The sequence below is a fragment of the Labrys sp. HAY1-8F genome, from assembly GCF_056754975.1.
This window is the reverse complement of record NZ_JBPGWZ010000002.1, coordinates 1079066-1100608: the sequence shown is the minus strand read 5'-3', so window position 1 is coordinate 1100608 and position 21543 is coordinate 1079066. Positions and strand designations below refer to the sequence as shown.

The following is a 21543-nucleotide window of genomic DNA, read 5'->3' as shown; positions in this document are numbered from 1 at the left end:
AGAAGACGAAGCAATGGACAAGATCCCGATGACGCCGGCAGGCTATGCCGCGCTCGAGGCAGAATTGAAGGAACGCCAGCAGGTTGAACGGCCGCGCATCATCGCGGCGATTTCCGAAGCGCGTTCCCATGGCGACCTTTCCGAGAACGCCGAATATCATGCGGCCAAGGAGGCTCAGGGCCATAATGAAGGCCGTGTCGCCGAACTCGAAGATGCTTTGTCTCGCGCCGAAGTGATCGATATTTCCAAGCTGTCCGGCGACACCGTCAAATTCGGGGCCCTTGTCACGCTGATCGACGAAGACACCGAGGAAAAGAAGACCTATCAGATCGTCGGCGAGAGCGAGGCTGATGTCCGCTCCGGCAAGATCTCGATCGGTTCGCCGCTCGCCCGCGCGCTGGTGGGCAAGAAGATCGGGGTCTCCGTCGAGGTCAACACGCCCAAAGGCCCCAAGGCCTATGAGATCGCCAACGTCGCCTGGCGTTGAGCCGGCCGCCGATTTCGGGCCCTGTAACACGGTGCGCCGCATCCTCGCCGGGTGCGGCGTTTTGCTGTTGGATACAGGACGACATAGTCGCGTGAATTTGCTTCGATTGGTGAGACGGCACGTTCTATAGAGAGCGAGTATCTATAGAGAGCGCGTATCGCAAGCAGGAGGGTACCATGACTTCGGAACGTATCGGGCGCAGGGGCTTCCTGACCATTGGCGCCGGTCTACTGCTCACCAGTTGCGCCACCTCTTATGGCGACAATCCCGCCATTCCCGTCATCCGCAGGGTTCAGGTCAGCGGGAGCGGCAATCTCTGGCTCCAGCGCATGCCGCCCTATCTTCAGCGCAATCTCGTCCGTCAGCTCGGCTCGCGCTACCAGCCCGGCGCAAAGGGCGGAGCGACATTGTCAGTCGTGCTTACCGACATCAGTTTTCCTGTGGATTCCGATGGTGGCCTGGTCAGCTTCGACAGTGTCGACACGCTCGATGGCCGCATCACGCTGTCGTCATCGGGGGGCGTGATCAAGAGCTTCCCGCTCTTCGCCACCACGACCTCGGTGGATGCCGCTGCTGAAGTGCCTGATCCGACACCGCGCCGATATGATTGGCTGGCTTCCAGCTACGCGCATTGGCTGCTGAGCAAGCTGGTTCAGGCTTGATACGGTTCACTCAAGATGGGCAAGCACGCCCAGCTGAACCGCATCGGGGTTAGGCCCCTTCGCTCACGTCGAGTTCGAGGGGAACGATCGGATCGTCCTTGATAGAACGCAGAGTCAGCGCCGTCTTGACGTTGCGCACGGCCGGCCCTGCCGTCAGCTCGGCCACGAAAGCCTGGAAGGAGCGCAGATCCTTCGCCACGCATTTGAGCACGAAATCGACGTCGCCGGACAGCATCCAGCATTCGCGCACCAGGGGCTGATTCTTCACATAGGTTTCGAAGGATTGCAGATCCGCACCGGCCTGCGAGGTCAGATTGACCATGGCGAAGATGGTGATCTCGTAACCGAGCGAGGTTTCGTCGAGCAGGGTGCGGTAACCCTTGATCACGCCGGCATCTTCGAGGGCCCGCACACGCCGCAGACAGGGGGGCGCGGAAATGCCGACGCGCTTGGCCAGCTCCACATTGGTCATGCGACCATCGGCCTGTAGTTCCTGCAGGATTTTCCAGTCAACAGCATCAAGGCGTGCGCGCACGATAAGCATTCCGATTAAGAGCGGTTAAGCCGTCCTAAACCGGGGAGAACAGCCAAGCAAGCATCTTTGTTACCCAATCGGCCTTGCTGCGTGAAACAAACTTGCGTGTGCGGAAAATCGGCGGGCCAGCACTGCGGCAAATGCCGTGCTGGCCCGTGGAGTCTTGTTCGATACTGGCGGAGCGCGAAGGGTCAGTCTTCAAGCTCGAAGCGTACGGATACGGTGACGTTCAGCGCGCTCTCTCCGGACTCGATCGGCACCGAATCCTGCACGGCCTTGGCGCGATAGAGGCCGCCGCCGATCGGGCCAGTATTCTCGCTCAGATCCACCAGCTTGCCCAAGCGCAGACCGGCGGCCTTGGCATAGATCTCGGCCTTGCGCCTCGCATCGTCCAGGGCGGTCTTGCGAGCCCCGTCGAGCAGGACCGACTGGTCGGAGACGACGAACTGGATGCCCTCGACGCTGTTGGCGCCGGCGCTCACCGCCTTGTCGAGGATATCGCCGAGCTTGGGCAGGTCGCGTAGCGTCACGTTCACGGTATTGGAGACAGTATAGCCCGCAATGGCCGGGCCATCTTCGGAACTCGACGAGAACTTGCCGTTCTGTGGGCTCGCCGGCTGCACGTTGAAGCCCGAGGTCTGCAGGTCCTTGGGATCGATGCCGGCTGCCTTGAGCGCGGCGAGAACCTCGCCGGTCGCCTTGGAATTGGCGGTCAGCACGTCGCGCGCCACCTTGCCTGCGCTCTGCACGCCAACGCTGACATAGGCCAGATCCGGCTTGGCGCCGACCGTCGCCTCGCCATTGATGGCGATCACGCGCTTGAAATCTTCGGCTTGGGCAGCGCCGAGCGCTCCGGCCAGCAGCAAGGCGGCGAGGGCGGGGCGGGCGACGAAGGACGGTAGCATCGATGAACTCCGGTGAGGAAAAATTGCGAGCGGAACCTTGCAATCGAAGGCGGCGGCATGATGACGGCCTTGCGGCAGGCATCGCAATTGCGGATAGCCGATTGAACCTGGACAAGACTCTGCCTATAGATGCCCCGTCTGGCACAGCCGGGCCTGTAGCTCAATGGTTAGAGCCGGCCGCTCATAACGGTCTGGTTGGGGGTTCAAGTCCCTCCGGGCCCACCAGACAAAACCCTAAACCTTCCAATCACTTATTGCCGATCGGCGGTTTGCTCCTGACCGATCAAGCCTTTCGCGGCAACGATAACGGCAACGGAATGCGTCCCTTGGGCTTCTGCGTCAGGCCTGCGATCGCTTCCCCTTGGAAGTCGGGATGGAAATGCCCGTAGACCTCAATCAACATCTTTTCGGACATGCCGAGATAGTTAGCGGCCAGCAGTGTGGGGACCCCATTCAGCATCAACCATGTCGCGGCGGTGTGTCGCAGGGTATGCGGGGTAACCTTCTTTTCGATCCCGGCCGCTTCGAGCGCCCGGGCGAGACCGTACTTGATTGATGCGATCGGAAGTCCTTCCCACTCCACCACATACTGCGCAATGACCCCCTTCTCCTTCCAGCGTCGAATATGGGCGAGCAGGCGAGGGGGCAGCCGTATCGGCGGCTGCCGTTTGTTGGTGACCCTGCAGCCTTCCGCAAGCCGGAAGAAGACACCATTGTCGAGGTCGATGAAGCTGCGATTGGCGCCGGCGTAGACCGAGGCCGTGAAGATCGCCCCCGACCGGGATCCGGTGTAGAGGCCCATCAACAGGAAGCGGGCGACGTGGCGCAAATCGTGCCAGGTGCTCTCGACGACCTGACCCTTGCGATCTCCGCGCATTGGCTTCTCGGATCGCCTGTGGCGCCAGCAGGCCCACAGCAGGCGGGCAGCTTCTTCACGCGTCAGCCATTCCTGTCGTGCCTTTCCCTTCTCTGGAAGTTCGACTTTGACCAAGCCGACATGCAGTTGCCGTTGCGCGTGGTGATTGATCGCGGCGCGCAGATCCTCAAGATCGCGCCTGGCGCCGCCGCCGGTGACCTTCTGCGGTGCCTTGCGTTTGGCCTTGGCTTTCGCGGCAGCCGTTGCCACAGCCTTCCTATGGGCTGCGTAGGCCCGACAGGATGCCGGTGACACGTCAGACAGCATCCTGGTGCCCCACCAGTCCAACAGGCGCTCAATGCGCGGGGTAATGCGATCCTTGTCAGGGTTCCCGCCGACGACGTCGTCGAGGTAAACGGACAAGGCGTCGGCTACGGGAACCTGAGCAGGGTAACGGGGGCGTTCGGGGTCTTGGGCCGGGGCGGGGTTGTGCTTCGACGCGATGTGGTCGGCGAGCTTGCTTTCAGCTTCTGCACGCGCAGCTTCGCCGCAGCCAGTGCCAAACTGGCGTCCGTGGTCGAGGATGATCCAGACTGCGTCACGGTCCTTGGCTGCTGGCCGGAGCCAGAGGCGGGCAGGTTGGGCTTTTCTAGGCATTCCGTCATCATCCGTTTTATCGAGGCCAACGTCGTCATCTGTTTGCCGGCGATCCGCATAAGCGCGAGGCGCCCCTTTGCGGCCTCGCGACGCAAGGACGATGGGCTCACGCTTCCATCAGGGAAGGCGATCCGGGCCGCGACGTCGAGACGAAGGGGGACGTCATCCCCGATATCTTTTCCGAGTGTTTCAACTATAGTCGAGATATCGCGCATGATGCTTCAGATATGCTGTCCCAGGCCGAGTATCGGCGGCGGGATTTTTGCAGGGAAGCGAAGATAGGGTATTTTTGCGCACGAAACGTCAAGCCCTGGGCATCGACGCATCGGAAATGTAGCCATGCAGGGTCTGTCTTATAACCCATTGAATTTAATAAGATATTCGGAAATCACTTTATTGGATATTTCGTTTAGAAATATAGAAATGGCCAATTTCCGCACTTTTTGCGCTTCTTGATGGTTCCTGAATTTTAGAATTCCATAAATATAACAATGACATATGGCCTATCTGATAAAAAGTAGGCGCTGTGTTAGAAATAGTTTTCTTGAGGTTTCGACATATTTAGTATCCGTAGTTGAGCACCAAATGTTCGGGGTGCCATTATGAAAAATCCAAAGAGTAACTCGACACCGGCGCTGATTAGTATGAAAGCCGGCGCTCGCAAGATCGGGATATCGGAAAGCCTATTCCTGCGTGAGGTCGCCGGGGCCAAGGTTGCGATGGTCACGATCGGCGCGAAGCGCTTCGTCCGCGCTGCTGACGTGGATCGCTTCATTGCGTCGATCGGCCGAGGTGCTCCGTGAGCAGGGCGCGCGACTGGGATCGCGCTTCCGCCCGTTCCAGGGCCGCGCGCCAGGGCACCGAGGCCGACGCTGACCGAGAACTGATGTCGATCGGCACCCGCCCGAAGGCGGGGCCGTCCAAGGCCGACCAGCGTGCGGCCCTTGCCGAGGCGATGGGGAAGATCACCAGGCGGATCCAGTGCGCCTGCGGGCACACGGGGAGTGTGGTGGTGCCGACGGCCTGGGCAGGCAGGCGGTTGCGGTGCTCTCGATGTGGGGAAATCACGACATGACGTACGACGATTTCATGGAGGCGTTGAAACATCACATCGGCCGGTGCCGACCTGAACGGGCGGCCGGGGTGGTGATCTTCCCTCGCCACCTCAACCGGCGGCTGATCGCCAAGATCGCGCAAGAGGCGCTATGGCCCTTCGGCGATGGAGACGCGGTGATCTGGCGCGCGAACCTGAAGATCGCCGATGAACTGCGGCGTCAGGGCGCGACGGATAGCGATCTTCTCGACGAGCTTCGCCGGTTCAACGACCGTATCGACGAGGCGATGGCCACTGAACGCGCCCGGCGCGGGAGCAGGGAAACGGGCAGGCCACCGCAGCGGCCGGCAGGCCCGGGCGGTGCCGCATGAGGGCGCGGGTCAAGAAGACCAGCGCCGGACCTTCCTCGGCCTTCCTCATGGGGGAGCGGCAAGCTGCGGATCGCACATCCCTGGCAAAGCTGGAGCCGCCGGACGGGGCTAAGGTCGTCAAAAGCGGCCGATCCATCCTTGGATACGAGATCCGGAAGACACGGGGCCGGCGCGGCGGCAAAGGCGCGCTTCGGCGTGCTGAAGTGCAGCGCATCATTGTCCATCGCTTCGGCGGTCCTTGCGACACCGACGACGGCGACCGGTATCTCGCCGCTGTCGCGACCTATATGCGGGAAGACGAGGCGATCGACTGGGCGTCGACCTGGCTGCCTCGTATGGGATCTGACGAAGCCCGCGCGATCGTCTGCAAGTTGCACGATGAGAAGGCAACCTTCACCGCTGATCAGGTCGCGGAATTGCTCGACATCGATCACGCGCTACGCGAAGCGCTCAAGCTCACCACCATCGGGGCGGTCGACCTGAAGCGGGAGAAGCGCAAGGGGCGACGGGCGGAGAATTCGCGCGCTCGTACGGAGAAGTGGCGCCGCGAACATGGCGCCAAACCGCAGGCTCTTTCGACCGCCAGGGCCAAGCCGTGGGAGAAGTTGGGGATCAGCAGGCGAACCTTTTACAGGGATAAAAAGAGGAACGAAACGGCGCCCGATTTTGGCACCAAATCGTACGATGGCACTGTTTCGTACGCACCGTATTCTGAAAGAATACACGGAGCGCACGAAACAGTGCCACCCCGTACATCAAAATCTCAAACCGGTCGCAGCGTCGGGCGGCATCAAGCCGACCCGGCGCGGGCTCTACTGGACTGCGACATCGCGGGAGCCGTCGCGGATGAGCTTGACGCGCTGTTGCCTCGCGGTGCCCGGAAGATCGGCGGCGATGATTTGAGGATCCTCACTTTCGATTACGCGGCTGCACTGCTGAGAGCGGAACGTGTCGCCTGATGGTGGGGCGCGCCCGAGGGCGCCCCACTTCCATCGCGCCACAGATAAAAATGTCACGGGCATAGTTTTCGATGTCACAGACAGGGTAATCTTGTGACCAGGGTTGTGACATTGGAGATGTGAGAAAGATCCGGTGTGACATCCTTGGTCACAGGGCAGATTTTAGAAGGCGCTAAATTCAATTTTTTCGAGGTTTTGCAGGAATATCGAAGAGAGAGCCGAAGAGATAAAAGAATAGCGTGCCGACAAACATCGGGACAAAGATGCTGTCCAGCCACGTGTTTCGGATCAACAGTTCCAATCGTGTAGCCATCAGGAAAAGAAACCCAGGGGCCAACACCAATTGCGTGATCACCACCCATCCTTTGTAGGCAATGATGTCGCCGGCCTGTTGATTGTAGATCGCCGCGCCCAAGCAGCCCCCGGCCGCTGCCAAGTAGATACCGCCCAGAACAAGACCAACCCGGCTGACCCGCATTTTCACAGCCTATTCCTCACCAGCAATAGTCTCGACGTTACATCGACCTGCGGCTAGACCCAAGACCTGGATCGCTGCATTCTCGGATAGTGCCCATCCGCACCCGTTGACGGGCAGCTTGACAGACAGCGCAGCCAGTCGATCATAGGTCTGATGGGTTGGGGGAAGCCATGAAGGTCACGGTTATCGCCGCTGCATTGTCCGCGCTTTTGGCCGGAACGAACGTCTATGCGCAAGCCAATCCGCCGGCACAGCAAAGGACGCCGGAACAGCAGGCAAAATACGAGGCGGCTCTGAAGAAATTGGCGTTTGCTAAAGCTGCCGCCCAGCAGGCAGCCATCAAGGCAATTGCTCTGGATGCAGAGAAGGCCGCAAAGTCCCAGTTTGTCACAAGGTGCGCTGCCAAGTACCAGGGCCCGCCCCGCACATACCGCGAACTGATGCGGCAGTACGACCGGTGCGGCCGCCAGTATGATCTCGCGAAGAAGAACGGAACGCTTCCCCGCGAGGAGATCCGGATCTACGCAGCCCCTGCACCGCAGCGTGCTACCGCTGACCAGAAGGCCCGCGCTGCCGCTGCCCAGGTTGAAAAGCAAAGGCAGGAGTTTCTTGCCAAATGCGCGGGTAGCCGTGAGCAATGCGAAGCGAAGTACCGGGCCTCCGTCGTTCCGACCGAACCTGCTATCATCGCCAAGCACCGACGCGAGCCGTAGACCCCGGCAAGCCGCGTGGCGCGGCGGGGGGCATCAGCCCCAGCCGCCTGCCCCGAGGCACGATCGGGGCGAGTGTGGCAGATCGGCCACTCCGGGTCCTTCCCAGCCTCCCCCTCCCGTGCGGGCACGCCGCCCGCGAGATTTGGGTCTGTTTCTGATTTTGAGATTTCGACTTTGATTTGACGGCCGCCCCCCTCGACGTCGAGCAATATCAACAGCTTGACCGATCAATAGTTGTCGATGGTGGCGGGATCCGCACCCTGCCCGACGCGATGCCGTTCCTGGCCACGCCCGAACCCGCTGGCGGCCTTTTAGGGCCGCCCGGCTACTGTATAGCCGCCGCCATCAGAAGCCGCTCACGGCCTATTTCTCGCAACCGGATGCAGCAACGGCGCAACACAGTGGTCTCTGAATGAGTATTATGTTCGGCTTGTCGAGCAATAAATCTCGGAAAAGATGAAATATTCTCTCTCGATATCGAGATATCTCTCTGCTTCTCTCGAATTGTGAATTGAGCAATCGCAATGACGGAGACGCTATTAAGATAACAGTACAGGAAGCGCACGATCGGTACTTGAGAACATGCGCAATTCGACGCAGTATTGAGGAAGGAAGGGGAGAAATCAGCCCTGACCTCAAATCAATATTTGTAGAGGCACAGCTTTCCGCCGCTCGCGATCTATCGGATCGCTGGGCCCGCAATGTCGGTGATGTTTTGATGAAAACCAGAGTGCTCTTGGACCTACTAATACACCACCACGAAGGCAGAGACGTCGCCGAGTGGACAGATAGGCTCGCCTGCGAATTGGCGGCCGACTTCATCCGGATCGGTTTGGCGCCATTGCCGCAGCGTGACGCGGACGACGACGACTACATCGCCAGCGTCCGCGCACACCTTACTCCCCGACCGAAGTCGGACCGCAATATCGCACCGCTTTCGGAGGCCGCGTGATGAAGCGTCGCAAGCCAACCAAAAGCACGGTGCCGGCAGCAGCGCCGATGTTCAGCGACACTGTCGACGCAATCGGCGCAGTGATCGTCGGGTCGCCAGCCGATCCAGATCCGGATCCGCAGCCCGATCTGGCCACGAAGCGCGCCCGCTCGCCCGGGGCCAAGTACGAAACGCTGTTCGCGCAGGCCGAGCAAGGCATCCTGCCGCCGGCACCGGATCTGTCGGCGCCGACCCATAAATCGTTCCGAAAGCGCGGCGAGAAGATCGTCGCCATGGCGGAAGCGGGCGACATCGCCGGACTGAAGGCGGACACCCTCGAACCCAAATCGAGCAGCCGCGCCATCATATGCCGCTACCGCGACTTGGCGATCGTGGCGCTGGCTGCCCGGGGTCGGCAATCGACCTGACCCAGCTACGTAGTTGACGATCGGCCCCTTCGGGGGCCGTTTTCGTTTCAGAAGCTTTCTCTTGCAAATAAGTCAGAAATAAATAAATTATTCAAAATCAAAAAGTTAGAAAAAGGTTGTAAATTTCTAGAAGAAAGGTTGTAATTTTTTAGAAGTTTTCAATTTTTTACTTTTTACAACCTTTGGCGCTGTTACGATATTTGTTGTCACAGCTCACGCAATGACGTATTTTGTACATGCGAGCCGTCACTTGCAGCGTCGGCGGTGGGTTTCCTCCGCCCTTGGTGGCCGCCGACGCACTCCTCTTCGAGAACCCATGTCGAAGCGCACGAACCGAACCTATCTCGCCACCGCCCTTGGCCTCACATCGGCTGATATCGGCCACCTGGTCGAAGCTGGCATTCTTCCCGCGAGAGGCCGTCGCGGGTGGTCGATCGACGAGTGCCGCAACCGCATGGACCTGGCCGCCAGTGCGAGCCGGTTCGCCTCAACGCCCGCTTGGCAATCGTTCATCGCCGAGTACGAGCGCCTCGCCCACGAAGCACCGGCAGCCTTGGCCAGGGCGATCACCGAACCGACCTCAGAAAATGCCAGGGCCGCCGCCACCGTCGGCAGTCGCTACTTCAGCGCTTGGGCCTTCGCCATCGCCGTGCTCGGCGACCGCCCGAACTTTCCTGCATCGATGAACGCCACCACTCACGCCGTCGTTCTCGATGCCTTCGCAGCCGGCCTCGCCACCGTCGGTCAGACACTCAGTGACCGCGCTGCGGTGCGCTTCCTCAACTGATCGGAGGATCTTCCCGTGCCAACTTTGACTTCCGAATTGGTCGCCCGCCTCAAAGATCACATCAGCGCCCCGGCGAATAAGGCCGGGGCGTCATTGGATCGCTTGAAGCGGCGCGCCGGCACCGCCGGCAGCGCCGGGCTATTTGGCCGCATGAACGACCATGCGACCAGGACCGCGCGCGACCTACTGGCCTTCGGCGGCGCTGCCGGCGCCGCCGCCTTCGCGGCCAAGTCCTATAAGGATTTCGCTCAATTCGACCGACAGATGACCCGGATCGGCATCACGGCCGAAGCTAGCGCCGGGGAAGTCGCCAACGCCAAGAAGCAGGTCCGCGACATCGCCAATCAATACGGATTGGAGACCAGCCAGACCATTGCCGGCCTGGATAGCCTGACCGCAGCTGGCCGCAACATGAAGGATGCACTGGCGTTCCTGCCATCCGTCTCCGCAACGGCCCAAGCTTCAGGGGCGGACGTTGCCGACATCGCCGGCACGGCGGACGCCATCGGCAACTCGATGGGCATCACGGCTGACAAGATGCAGGGCGCCTTCGACATCCTGGCCAAGGCCGGTAAGGCAGGAAAGTTTGAGCTCAAGGACATGGCGTCCTACCTGCCATCGATCGCGCCCGCTGCGGCGGCGATTGGAATGAAAGGCACGGATGGCCTGATTAAGCTCGCTGCCGCATTGCAGATGACCCGGAACCAGACCGGTGACGCCTCATCGGCTGCGACGAACCTGCAAAACGTCTTCCAGAAAATGACATCACAGGAAACTGTGAATAAATTCAAGAAGATGGGCGTCAAGGATCTCCGGGGCCAGTTGGATAAGGCCAAGAAGTCGGGCAAGGACGTCTTCGACACCTTCCTCGACATCACCGAGGCGGCCACCAAGGGCGATCTGTCGAAGATCCCGTTGCTCTTCAACGATGCGCAGATGCAGGCCGGTATGCGTGCCCTGATCTCGCAGCGCCAGCAAATGCGGGAGCTACGGGGTGAACTCGGAAGCGCAGCGGGCACCGTGGCCGGCGACCTGGCGAAGGTCCAGGGCGATGCGATGTCCGGGCTCACCAAGCTTCAGAACGCCGTAGGCGCCACTGCAAACGCCATGGGCGAAGCTTTGCACAAAGGCGGCGTCACCACCTTCCTGTCCGAACTGACCACGGAACTGAACAACGCCTCGAACGCGATCGAGACCCTATCGAAGCACATGGAGAAGGGGCCGCTCGGCTTCATGGACGGCATCCATGAAATGAATGAGCAGGCGGCCAATGACCCCAAACAGAAGGGATGGACGTCCCGCAAGGGGCAGCCTTTCATAGATAGATCCGGCAAGGTCCTGGCCGATTACCAGCGCGGGCGACCTGACAGCACCGAGTACAATGCTGCCCAGGCGACCTTGAACGGCAATCGTCAGTATTTCGAGGCCATCGACGAAGGCGGAGGCCCCATCAACGACGAGCAGCGGTCTGAATATGCCCAGCACAAGGCCGAAGACGAGAAGGCCCGTGCCTTCATCCAGGCTGAGGAAGCGAAGTATCGGGCGAACCGGGCTGCTCTTCTCGATCAGCTACGCCAGCGCGCAGATGCGCAGCTGCAAATCGATCACCCTGGCGCCACGGAGGCCCGCACCAAAGACGACAGTCTGTTGCAGATGCGCGGCGGCAAGGAAGTCCTCGGCCCGCAGGTCCCCTATGGCTTCGGCCAGAAGCCAGCGGCCGGCGTGCCCCAGCCGCCGGCACGACCTACGGAACTTGCACCTGCTACGACCAACATCGATGCGAGCAAGGCCGACGAAGCTAAGACCAAGGTAGATGCCGTGCAGGCTGCCCTTCAGGAACTCAGCGTCATGAACGCCAACCCCAGCGTTAGCGTCGGTGGCATCGACGCCGAGATCGCCAAGCTGCGGCAGATGAAATCGCTCATCGACAACATCAATAACAGTTCGATCCGGGCCCCGTCTGGTGGCGGCGGCAGCTATTCCGACGAGGGAGTGCACTGATGCTGTGGGAAACCCGCCCCTGCTGCCAGGCGGCCGGCGAGGATGCCGGCAGCTTTCGTAATCCCGTCGGTGACGCCGCGCCGACCGATGCCGCCGTCGTGGAGACGGCGCCAGCGCCAAGAGAACGCCATCCCGAGACCTGCGTTCACGAAGCTGGCCACGCTGTCATCGCACTGGCGCTGGGCTACTCAATCGAGATGATTACCGTCGATGGCCAAGGCTTCACCCGAGGCGGTGACAGCATGATCAACATGAACATTATCGAGATGATCGCCTATGCGCTTGCTGGCCACACCGCCGGGCGATGGTCGAGGCGGGCGGTCTACCGAATGACCGACGATTACCTCGCGCCGTACGTTCAGCGCATCTGCGTTCTCAAGTCGAAGGGCCGATGCGACACATGCATGGCGGTTCGGGCTGCCTTCTTCGTCGCTCCCGAAGCCCGCGATATCATCACCTTGATCCGCGATATCGAGGCCCGGGTGATCGAACTGGTCCAGCACCGGCCGGTGTGGCTCGCGATCCGCGCTGTGGCCAACGCCCTCGCCGAGCAGGGCACCGTCACCGGCCCCGAAGCCGAGGCAATAGCAGGCAGATTTTTTCATCGCGGCGAGTACGCGACCGCGATCAACGCCCCCGACATCTCCAAGGAGACCACCCATGAACATCCTGACGTTGTTGAAGAAGCGTGCTGACAGCGCGGCCGATCTCCGCGCCAAGGCGGCCGAACTCGAAGCCGCCATGCCCGGCCTCCGCGCCGACCTTGAGGCGGCCCAGGCCAAGCGCGCCGAGCTTCTTCTGTCCGGCTCGGACAGCGCGATCCTGAAGGCCGAGGCCGACATCACCACCGCCCGCCTCGCGGTCGATAGGGCCGAGGCCGCCATCGCCGAAACCCAGCGCCTCGCCGGCCTGGCGGACGTGGCCGAGAAGGTGGCGGCGATCCGGACCAGGAGCGCCGAGCTCGACGCCGCCGCCGCTCGATCGGCGGCGCGGGTACGGAAGGCTTTCGACACCGCCGCTGCCGAGCTCGCTGCTGCCCTTCACGAGTGTTTCGATCTCGATGAAGCGATCGCCGAGCACAACGGCAAGGTCTACGGGACGGAAATCTTGCCGGAACAGGATCGTTCGGGCCTCCAAATTGCCAAGGTGAATGATCGCCTCGTGAAGACGTCTCCGTTGGGCACTAGGCCAACGCTGTGGCGCCATGTCGACTTGCCCCAGTTCGGCCGATGCCAAGGCTTCGGTACGGATCCCACCGTGATTGAGCAGGCCTGACAGCCATGAACGCGCTTTCCCCGACGATCATGCTGCCATTGCTCTGGCGGCGCGCCAGGGTCAAGGCCGCCAGCATCGACCAGATGGACCGTTATGCCGAGGCGGCGGTCGACAACAGCCTTACCCGCCAGCGCCTCGGCGATGCCGGCGAGTTCGACGAAGATCTCGTCGTCGGCACCGCCGCGATCCGGATGACGAATATCGATCGCGCCGGCCCTCCATCCAGCCAGCACGAAGGACTTGCCGATTTTTGGCCTTTCGGCCTCGAAGTGACGAAACGCGCCAATTTCGCGGTCAGGCTGTCGCTCGACCCAGCCCACCGCCGAACTGCCGATCAGATCCTCGAAGGGAAGCGGGCCGACATCTGGCTCGCCTACCGTGTCCACCGGGTCGAGATCGAAGACAGGCCCGGCGACGTGCCGCTCTACCGCGTCAGCAGTTGGGAACCACTTGAGATCGCCGCGTCGCCACGACGGGACGCTGCGACCTTCCCCGCCAACATCACCCGCATTTCTCCAACGGAGACAACCACAATGGATCTCGAAACTACCATTCGCACCCGCGCCGTTGCTGCCCTCGCCAACAAGGGGCTGCCCCCGACCGAAGCAATGATCGAGACGATCACCCGCGCAGAAGCGTCGGAGGCCCGCCAGCGCGCCACCGCGATCGTCGACGAGGCGATGGCCCGGGTCCGGGGGGATAATCGCGTCATCGGTCCCGCGAACGGTGAGGCCCGCGCTGCGGCGATCACGTCGGCGCTTCTCCATCGTCACGACCCTGAGAAACACCAGCTGAGCGCTGGCGGCCAGAACTTCCGTGGCATGAGCCTGCTGGCGATTGCCCGGGATTGCCTTGAAGTGAATGGGATCCGGACCGCCGGCATGGACCGTATGGAGATCGCACGAACCGCCCTGGACGGCGCCACCCGCACCGGCGGGATGAGCACCACCAGTGACTTCCCGAACATCCTCGCCAACTTGGCCAACAAGACCCTGCGCGACGCCTACAAGGCGGCACCCCAGACGTTTCGGCCGATCGTGCGGGAGACGTCGGTGGTCAATTTCAAGCCGGTTGCCCGAGAGCAGATGAGCGAAGCGCCGCAGTTCGAGAAGGTCAACGAACACGGCGAATATCACCGTGGCACCTTGGGCGAAGCCCGGGAGCAATACGCCATCGCCACCTTCGGCCGAATTGTCGCCATCACCCGTCAGGTCATCATCAACGATGATGTCTCTGCATTCACTCGCGTGCCGGCAATGTTTGGCACCCAGGCGGCGAACCTTGAGAGCGACTTGGTTTGGGGTGCCATTCTCGGCCCCAGGCCGATGGGCGATGGCTTGCCTGTCTTCCATGCCAACCACAAGAACATTGGCGTCCCGATCGCCTTGGGCGAGATCGGCCTCGGTGGCGGACGTGCTGCGATGCGGAAGCAGACCGGCCTGGACGGCAAGACGTTTCTGCACATCGCGGCCCGATACCTGATCGTCCCGGCAGCGCTCGAAACGATGGCCGAGCAGCTTACCGCGATGATCACCCCGACCAAGGCCGACGACGTCATCCCCCAGGCGATCCGCAGCCTTCAGGCCGTGACAGAAGCCCGTCTCGATCTCGGCTTCACGGATCCGGCCACCGGCGACTACATCGCCCCCTCGGCGATCGCTTGGTACATGGCGACCACCCCGGGTGCGGTCGACACCGTCGAGCTTGCTTATCTCGACGGGCAGAAAGGCGTCTACACGGAGATCCGCAACGGGTTCGATGTCGACGGGGTCGAGATCAAAGTCCGGCTCGATGCCGGTGCGAAGGTCATCGATCATCGCGGTTTCTACAAGAACGCCGGGGCACCGGCCTGACCCGGGCCGGCTTCGGGCGGCCCATCTCCCCTCAAACCGAAAGGACTTCACGATGCGTACCTATGCTCAACCCGGTGACGTTCTCACCCTGCCGGCACCCTATGATGTGGCCTCGGGCCGAGGTCTCAAGGTTGGCACCATTTTTGGCATCGCCACCAGTTCAGCGATGGCCGGCGAGATCGTCGAGGCCAAGCTGAAAGGTGTCTTCGAGATCGACAAGGCCGAAGCCCAGGCGTGGACACAGGGCGATCTCATTTTCTGGGACAACACCGCCAGGGTCGCCACGGCAACCGCTGGATCCAACGCCAAGATCGGCGTTGCCACCTCCGACACGCCAGGTCCATTCCCGACCGGCCGGGTACGGCTCAACGGCACCTTCTGACTGCCAGGGGCCGGCTACAGCCGGACCATCTTTTATCAGAAAGGATATCCTGGATGTTGCCGGGTTTAAGTTCATTCGCGAGGGCTGCCCCTCCCAAAGCCACATTCCTAGGATCTCGCACGAACAGTAGCGCGGGAAGCACCTATACTTTTCCTGGCATCGATCTTGGTTATCCTGTCCCCCGCCGTTTCATTGTCGTGCACGTTGGTGCCCGATCGAATGTCAATGAAGGTAGCAGTTCGCAATTCGACAAGGTGACTATCAACGGTCAAGCGGCTCAGGTTCTGGCAGGCGGCGGCGGGTCTCTCACCGGCATTACCGTACACTCGATCTTAGTCGGTCTGTCAGTTCAATCAGGCGTGACGGCTGATCTAGCCGTTGCGTTCAAGTCGGCCCGGACTGGCTGCATCGTCAGTTGGTGGGCGTTGTCAGGGATATATCCCAAAGTGGGCGACACTCGTTTCAGCACCGTAAACGGGGCCTCTTGGAGTGACGGCCTCAATGCCAAAAGGAACTCGATCTGCCTGGCTGGCGTCTGCGTCGGCACCGGCGGCACCAATGCTTCGGCCTGGACGGGACTGACAAAAGACTATGAGGCGAATACCACCACGGCAATTCGCTCCATCGGGGCAAGCATCATCATGCCGACGGACCGTGGCGTCATCAATTTCTCCGCGTCCCATCCGAGCGGCCTCGCTGTTCGGGCAGCTGTGGCGCTGGGATAAAACGCAGTCGGCCCCAATCGCCTGCGCAGCGCGACCATAGAGCGCGCTTTGTTTTGTTGCCGGCGGCAACGATGGTTCCGATGATGCCGATGGCCGGCCGATCTATACCCCCCTTGGTCGTCCCGCCGACAAACCCAACTGCGCCCGGCCCCACAAGGGTCGGGCTTTTTCACGTAGACGTCACTCCTGAACGTGGAGGTATCTACCGCCCGAAAGTGGGCAAAATGGAAAATAAAGTTCCACATTGAATTAGGGCGGCCCCATAGGCCGCCGTCGCACGAACAGATAAACCGTTCTCAGCCCACGACGCGCCAGTGAAACTGAATGTCAGGAATACTTAGTTGAGACCGCTTCTTTCAACTGCGCTGCTCATCCTCATTGTGGTGGCATCTTTCGCTTTCGGCGCGATCGTAACCGTTGGAATTCCCCCCGACCGGGTCCCCAAAGACGCGGCGGCGTTCCAGAACACAGCGTACCTAGTCTTCCGAGACTGGCAAACGTTGATCGCCGGCCTTGTTGCCATTGCCGCTGCCTGGTGGACCTACCAGACGGCGCAGTCGCAGTTGGAAAGTTCTCGGGAGGCAGAAAGAAACCGAATTGCTAAAGAGCGGACTGCGGCTCGAATGATGCTTCCTGCTGCCCTGAGTGCCCTTGTCCGATATACGGAAGCAGTTGCTCGATACATTCCAGACCCAACGGGGACGTTAACGCAACCGATCATCAATCCTGAGGTTTTGGAAAGAATTAGAGACTGCATAAAATATGAAGATGATCGGACGATCGTTGATCGTCTCGTCGAGTTATCAGAATGGTTGCAAGTCCACGAGGCTCGTATTTCGACAATATCTGATGATCGCTTTACACAAACCTGGTTGTCAGATGCAGATCATATAATTGATACGGCAAAGCTTTATGTTCTTGTCAACGAATTATTCAAGTATGCACGGCAAAAATTGAGTTCTTCAGAAGGAATTTCAATTAGTCACGACGAAGTTGTGCACATGCTTCGAGTTGCGGACGTTGATCTAGGAGACGATGAGGACAAGATTATGGGGCGGATAAAGGGGAAGCTTTCTTGACCCGAGGAATGATCTAGAGATCAAGCCCACGCCACCACAATCTCCGTTCCTCCCGCGCTACAGCCCCGGCCTTCCAGGGCCGGGCCAGGTCTTCGCGGACAAGCTGCACGCCGGCGTCGAGGCCCGACGGGTTGCCGATCCGTAGCGCCACAAGGGTGCGCCCGTATATGTCATGTCGACCGTTTGTCTCGGCCGTCAAGGATCGACTTCTCCAGCGAAGAGAAACGTGATTTCATGCTCAGCCCTTGCGGGGTGTGCTCCCATTGGCTTTGCTATCCGCATTCCGAAGACTTAGGCAATATTCGCGATCTAAATTAGAGCGTTCTGAGTTCGACTTTTGTAGCAGGAGCAAGCATGTATTCGAGGCTGTCCGCGACACTCAGTGCTGTTTTGCTTTGTTCGTGCGTCGCAACGCATGACGCAAGCGCCCCGTCGAATAGAAAACTTGTATCACTCAGTAATTTAGAAGTGGAAATAGTCAAAAAGGATCTCCTTAAATCCATCAAGGGTGCCGTGTTTGCAACTTATGGTCGGATGCACGCATCGAGTGACGGCCACTGGGTCTACGTATGTGGCTTGGTCAATGGCACGAATAGGCTTGGCACTCCCTCAGGAATGGAGCCGTATTTTGGAATTCTTGAGGGACCACCAGGTAAGCCCACTGTGTTTTCACCGATTATTTTAGGAACCGATGGCAATAAGCAGGCGGAAATTGATACTATGTGCGCCAAGTTCGGGACTTACGTCGAGCAATTCCCAATGTGATCCGGGATCAAGCCCGGTTGGCGCGACAATATTGAGCCAGAACCGGCCGATCTGATGGTCCCGTATCCGTCAGACCTCATGGACATGTGGCCGATCTCGACCAAGGTGAACAGCCCTGCCTACAACCAGTCGGACGTTGCCGATCCGGTGGATCCATCCAATGGCTTTCCGGACAAGTTTGGGGAGTGACGGCCAATGCCTTCTAGGATCACTATTCGTCTGGACCCGAATGGCGTGAGTAACACCATCAAGAAGACGGCGATTGAGGCGGCCCACGTAGTCGCTACATGTCTTGAGCGACTTGCTGATGGCGAACTTGGCGCCCCCCGGATAGGCGGACAGAATGGGATTGGGTACACCTTCATTGGCGAAGACCTGACTTCCGAACATCGTCGAGAGATCTATACGAACTGGTTGATCTCAAAAGGCTTCGCAGATCTCGCCCGTGGCATCCGCGAGGGACTTGAAGAGGCAAAGCTCTACATTACTGTCTTGAGGCAACCGCCAACTATCACATCGATCGACGACCTTGATGCTTACTTCGCGGGCATTAGACGAGATGCAAATCGGCTGAATTTTCCGGACCTGCTTGCTGAGGTGAACGCCACTTTGACGGAGACGCTGAGTTTTGACGCTGAGTTCCTGTCAATCCAGCGAGCCCGCAACTGCATGGAACATCGCGCAGGTACCGTTGGGCCCAAAGATGTCGATTTGGGCTCCGATGCGATGTTGCTTACCTTTCCATACATTAAGGCTTTTTATCTGCGAGGTGAGGAAGAAGTAGAGATCCGCCCCGGAACCTGGGTCGGTGCAGATGATGGCCGCGATCACGTACGAGTTATGGGTCGCTTAGATCGGCGAATGAAGGCATACCGCCTGGGGGAGCAGATTAGGTTGAACGCAGATGATTTTTCGGAGATTGCGATGGCATGCCATTTCTTCGGTGACGACCTAGGGCGCAAGTTGCCAGTTTTGTCCTAGCGCCGACGGCCCTAAAGCCCACCAGCGGCCACCGCAGGGCACGGGAAGGGCATCCTGCCACCGGCGCCCCGCCTGGGGCGCGGGTCCTTCCCAGCCTCCCCCCTAGGGTGCGGGCATCACGGCCCCGCAAACTCGGCCTGTTCCTCGATTTGATATTTGGGGTTGCCTTGGCATACTCCCTTGGCCTCCCAGTCTTTCGGTTGCTCATTCGGCGATATGCGATCTATAACGAGGACGCATGAAAAGCGTTCATTACCTCAGCAATGCGGGAAGAGATCTCTGGCACTATCGCAAAATCGGAATGGCGGTGGTCGACGAAATCAATCATCTGGCGGAAACGAGTGTTCCGAGGCGAGCTCGAAGTATTTCGCTGCCAGGTGGCGGATTAAATCGCCTTCAGATCGAGGATTTCAACGCGCTCTATAGGGAAAGCGGGACGGAATTGCTGGTCGTGGCGGTTATTCCTGGCCTTCATACGGACGACAGAGAGCTCGCGGCGGCGGCGCGAAGAATACTGGAGCGGGAGGGAGCGCCCTTTGAAGAGGTGCTGACCGCCACGGAAGCGGCAGACCTGGTTTCCTCCCCGAACCCCATCGGCGTCTGGCGTCGGAAGCGAGGGGTTACCCGTGAGGAACTGGCGGCGAAGATCGGTGTATCACCAAGCCTTATCGACCAACTTGAGGCCGGTACGGTTAGCCCGAGAGACATGGGCATCTGTCCGGTCGATATCTACGATCGCATCTCAGCCGCGCTAAATGTTGGGCATCCGAACTTGGCATGATGCTGGTTAGTGCCCCCGGCCGATGATCCCGGTGGGGCGCAATTTCGCGTGCAGCAGCATGCCCTGTCCTCGACGTGGTGATCGCGATAGCCTAATCCGAGTTCCCGAGGGAACGTTGACCGGTTATCGGAAAGGCGAGATCGGACGAAATGGCGAAGCGGCTCACGCCGGCCGAAAAGGCAAAACGCGCGAAACGGCGACGGGATCACGCCCGGTTAGAGATCACCACCAGGCAGGCGCTGCTGCGCCTAGATGTGATGGTCACGTCCGTGGTCAAGGACGTCAAGATTGCCCTTGGCGCCGAGGCGGTCCTTGAAGAAGGCAATTCCTTGGTCAAGGCGGATACCGATGATCTGCGGCCAGCCAGTTATGGCATCGTTTCTAACAGCCTTCTCATCAATCTGGCCATGTCGCTCGCCCGGGTTTTCGATGACGGCAGCTGGAAGCAGCATCCCGATAATCGCCACGTCGCTTCCATCCCATTGATGATCCGCCTTCTGAAATTTCCAGTTGTCCAAGAGGCATTGGCCCGCAAGGCCCGCAGATGGCTACCTGCCGACTACGGAATGGCCGACACCAATGAGGCGTCGTGTAGGGAGGCGATCAGCAAAGCAATCGCCGCCTATCAGTCGATCGCTGGCAATCCGGCGGGTAGGGGCTTGGTGACGCGGCTCAGAAACATCCGCGATGCGAGAATGGCACATAACCTTCCTTTTCGGAGGAAGGGGCAGCAGCCGACTTACAACGGGCTTTTCGTACTGGCTGATGTCGCGCGCACCGTGGCTGACCAAGCACGGCTCGCCATATTGGGCGGCTCGCCAGATCTAGACAAGCACGAGAAAATCGAACATGACAACGGCGCAGCATTCTGGAAGGCAGCATTCGTCGATGAGCTAAACGGGTAGGGGTCCGGCAACGATACGGCAATGAAATATCATTGCCGAACCGTCTCTGGAGTGCTTGAGATGGGCGCTTGATAGGGGGTGATCTTGCCCTTTCCCGGCCATTTCTGCGCTCATAGCGGTCTGGTTGGGGGTTCAAGTCCCTCCGGGCCCACCAGAACTCCTTACAGGAATTCGTTAGCCTGGCGCGATTATCGGTCATTGCAGGTCGGTGGTGTTGCCGTCCGACCTAGCCAGCGCAGGGTGTGGTTCGTGCCCAACCTTGTTCAGCCACTGGGCGAATTCCTCCCAGGTTCTGTCCATGGCATAGCCGGGCAGAAAGGGCAGGGACAAGTGCCCGAAGAAGGGCGACAATTGGGCTTGCGCCTTCTCGCGGCCGGCCTTGGCGATTGCGGCGACATAGAGGGCGGCGGCAAGGCCGGTGCGGTCGGCTCCGGAAGCGCAGTGGATCAGCAGCGGTTTTGGCGCCTGCGCCATCAAGGCGATGAGTTCTTCGGCTTGTTCCCGGCTCAGCCCCCGCTTGGCCGACATCCGGAAATCGATGTGGTGAATGCCGAGCACCTTCGCATAGGCGACTTCCCTATCATACCAATCCTGGCCGGGATTGCTGCCGCGCAGATTGATGATGGCCTTGATGCCATAGCGCTGGACGTTGAATGACATCGTGGCGCTGCCGAGTTGGGCGGACCGATAGACCTGTCCGCGAATCACCGTGCCGAAATTGCCCCAGCAGATGAGCACCACGACATAGATAGCCACGGCGGAGATGCTCCAGAACAAGGTTCTGGAGAGCCATCTGCAGGCACGGCTGCCCCCTTTCGACCGTGCAAGCAAGACGCGTGGAAGCAGGTGTCTCAGGGAAGATCCTGGGTTGTAGCGGACATGTTGTTTCAATCTGTAATAAGACAGCAGCAGCGCGAACAGGATCGACAGCGATGCAAGGGCGATGGAGCGATCCGTACTTATTCTTTCATAA

At 60.1% G+C, this 21543-nt stretch carries 24 protein-coding genes and 1 tRNA gene; 19 read left to right on the top strand and 6 right to left on the bottom strand.

Annotated elements, in window-relative coordinates:
- Window positions 1–13: 13 nt before the first annotated feature.
- Window positions 14–487, top strand: a complete 474-nt coding sequence (gene greA / locus ACR9ZN_RS14155) for a transcription elongation factor GreA (RefSeq protein ID WP_149254640.1) — start codon at window positions 14–16, stop codon at window positions 485–487.
- Window positions 488–663: 176 nt separating this feature from the next.
- Window positions 664–1149: a hypothetical protein gene (locus tag ACR9ZN_RS14150; RefSeq protein ID WP_434957039.1), complete on the top strand. Its 486-nt coding sequence runs from the start codon at window positions 664–666 to the stop codon at window positions 1147–1149.
- 49 nt (window positions 1150–1198) lie between these two features.
- Here ACR9ZN_RS14150 and ACR9ZN_RS14145 read toward each other — a convergent pair whose 3' ends face one another.
- Window positions 1199–1684, bottom strand: coding sequence for an Lrp/AsnC family transcriptional regulator (locus ACR9ZN_RS14145; RefSeq protein ID WP_434957038.1), 486 nt, complete (start codon window positions 1682–1684; stop codon window positions 1199–1201).
- A 191-nt stretch (window positions 1685–1875) separates the two neighbouring features.
- Window positions 1876–2589: an SIMPL domain-containing protein gene (locus tag ACR9ZN_RS14140; protein ID WP_481272485.1), complete on the bottom strand. Its 714-nt coding sequence runs from the start codon at window positions 2587–2589 to the stop codon at window positions 1876–1878.
- A gap of 149 nt (window positions 2590–2738) precedes the next feature.
- Between ACR9ZN_RS14140 and ACR9ZN_RS14135 the strand changes: the two genes are divergently transcribed.
- A tRNA-Ile gene (locus ACR9ZN_RS14135) sits at window positions 2739–2814 on the top strand.
- Window positions 2815–2872: 58 nt separating this feature from the next.
- On the opposite strand, the gene ACR9ZN_RS14130 is transcribed toward ACR9ZN_RS14135, so the two are convergent.
- Window positions 2873–4102: a site-specific integrase gene (locus tag ACR9ZN_RS14130; RefSeq protein WP_481272484.1), complete on the bottom strand. Its 1230-nt coding sequence runs from the start codon at window positions 4100–4102 to the stop codon at window positions 2873–2875.
- Between the two features lie 771 nt (window positions 4103–4873).
- Entirely contained in the window at window positions 4874–5170 is a 297-nt protein-coding gene (locus tag ACR9ZN_RS14125) for a hypothetical protein (protein WP_481272483.1), read from the bottom strand.
- Between the two features lie 3 nt (window positions 5171–5173).
- Between ACR9ZN_RS14125 and ACR9ZN_RS14120 the strand changes: the two genes are divergently transcribed.
- The gene (locus ACR9ZN_RS14120; RefSeq protein ID WP_481272482.1) at window positions 5174–5527 is read left to right on the top strand and encodes a hypothetical protein; all 354 of its coding nucleotides are present in this window, start codon (window positions 5174–5176) and stop codon (window positions 5525–5527) included.
- Window positions 5524–6486: a hypothetical protein gene (locus ACR9ZN_RS14115; RefSeq protein ID WP_481272481.1), complete on the top strand. Its 963-nt coding sequence runs from the start codon at window positions 5524–5526 to the stop codon at window positions 6484–6486. The genes ACR9ZN_RS14120 and ACR9ZN_RS14115 overlap by 4 nt, the downstream gene beginning before the upstream one ends.
- Before the next feature lie 178 nt (window positions 6487–6664).
- Here the strand turns inward: ACR9ZN_RS14115 and ACR9ZN_RS14110 are convergent, their stop codons facing one another.
- The gene (locus tag ACR9ZN_RS14110; RefSeq protein ID WP_481272480.1) at window positions 6665–6970 is read right to left on the bottom strand and encodes a hypothetical protein; all 306 of its coding nucleotides are present in this window, start codon (window positions 6968–6970) and stop codon (window positions 6665–6667) included.
- 164 nt (window positions 6971–7134) lie between these two features.
- On the opposite strand from ACR9ZN_RS14110, the gene ACR9ZN_RS14105 reads away from it, so the two are divergent.
- From ACR9ZN_RS14105 to ACR9ZN_RS14040, 14 genes are all read left to right on the top strand, one after another.
- Window positions 7135–7677, top strand: coding sequence for a hypothetical protein (locus ACR9ZN_RS14105; protein ID WP_481272479.1), 543 nt, complete (start codon window positions 7135–7137; stop codon window positions 7675–7677).
- A 951-nt stretch (window positions 7678–8628) separates the two neighbouring features.
- Window positions 8629–9036 (top strand): hypothetical protein, encoded by a 408-nt coding sequence (locus ACR9ZN_RS14100; protein ID WP_481272478.1) that lies wholly within the window; start codon window positions 8629–8631, stop codon window positions 9034–9036.
- 316 nt (window positions 9037–9352) lie between these two features.
- Window positions 9353–9823 (top strand): hypothetical protein, encoded by a 471-nt coding sequence (locus ACR9ZN_RS14095; RefSeq protein WP_481272477.1) that lies wholly within the window; start codon window positions 9353–9355, stop codon window positions 9821–9823.
- A 36-nt stretch (window positions 9824–9859) separates the two neighbouring features.
- The gene (locus ACR9ZN_RS14090) at window positions 9860–11824 is read left to right on the top strand and encodes a phage tail tape measure protein (protein ID WP_481272476.1); all 1965 of its coding nucleotides are present in this window, start codon (window positions 9860–9862) and stop codon (window positions 11822–11824) included.
- Window positions 11824–12519, top strand: coding sequence for a hypothetical protein (locus ACR9ZN_RS14085; RefSeq protein ID WP_481272475.1), 696 nt, complete (start codon window positions 11824–11826; stop codon window positions 12517–12519). Before ACR9ZN_RS14090 ends, ACR9ZN_RS14085 begins: the two co-directional genes overlap by 1 nt.
- Window positions 12485–13099: a hypothetical protein gene (locus ACR9ZN_RS14080; protein ID WP_481272474.1), complete on the top strand. Its 615-nt coding sequence runs from the start codon at window positions 12485–12487 to the stop codon at window positions 13097–13099. Before ACR9ZN_RS14085 ends, ACR9ZN_RS14080 begins: the two co-directional genes overlap by 35 nt.
- A 5-nt stretch (window positions 13100–13104) precedes the next feature.
- A complete protein-coding gene (locus ACR9ZN_RS14075) occupies window positions 13105–14952 on the top strand; it encodes a phage major capsid protein (protein ID WP_481272473.1) in 1848 nt (615 codons plus the stop codon).
- 52 nt (window positions 14953–15004) lie between these two features.
- Window positions 15005–15334 (top strand): DUF2190 family protein, encoded by a 330-nt coding sequence (locus tag ACR9ZN_RS14070; RefSeq protein WP_481272472.1) that lies wholly within the window; start codon window positions 15005–15007, stop codon window positions 15332–15334.
- A 446-nt stretch (window positions 15335–15780) separates the two neighbouring features.
- Entirely contained in the window at window positions 15781–16059 is a 279-nt protein-coding gene (locus ACR9ZN_RS14065) for a hypothetical protein (protein ID WP_481272471.1), read from the top strand.
- A 341-nt stretch (window positions 16060–16400) separates the two neighbouring features.
- Window positions 16401–17138, top strand: a complete 738-nt coding sequence (locus ACR9ZN_RS14060; protein ID WP_481272470.1) for a hypothetical protein — start codon at window positions 16401–16403, stop codon at window positions 17136–17138.
- Between the two features lie 354 nt (window positions 17139–17492).
- Window positions 17493–17903 (top strand): hypothetical protein, encoded by a 411-nt coding sequence (locus ACR9ZN_RS14055; RefSeq protein WP_481272469.1) that lies wholly within the window; start codon window positions 17493–17495, stop codon window positions 17901–17903.
- Between the two features lie 234 nt (window positions 17904–18137).
- Window positions 18138–18884 (top strand): hypothetical protein, encoded by a 747-nt coding sequence (locus ACR9ZN_RS14050; RefSeq protein ID WP_481272468.1) that lies wholly within the window; start codon window positions 18138–18140, stop codon window positions 18882–18884.
- Between the two features lie 238 nt (window positions 18885–19122).
- Window positions 19123–19665: a helix-turn-helix domain-containing protein gene (locus tag ACR9ZN_RS14045; RefSeq protein WP_481272467.1), complete on the top strand. Its 543-nt coding sequence runs from the start codon at window positions 19123–19125 to the stop codon at window positions 19663–19665.
- A gap of 149 nt (window positions 19666–19814) precedes the next feature.
- Entirely contained in the window at window positions 19815–20570 is a 756-nt protein-coding gene (locus tag ACR9ZN_RS14040; protein WP_481272466.1) for an AbiU2 domain-containing protein, read from the top strand.
- A gap of 195 nt (window positions 20571–20765) precedes the next feature.
- On the opposite strand, the gene ACR9ZN_RS14035 is transcribed toward ACR9ZN_RS14040, so the two are convergent.
- Complete coding sequence (locus ACR9ZN_RS14035) at window positions 20766–21326, bottom strand: tyrosine-protein phosphatase (RefSeq protein ID WP_481272465.1); 561 nt, start codon at window positions 21324–21326, stop codon at window positions 20766–20768.
- Window positions 21327–21543: the final 217 nt, after the last annotated feature.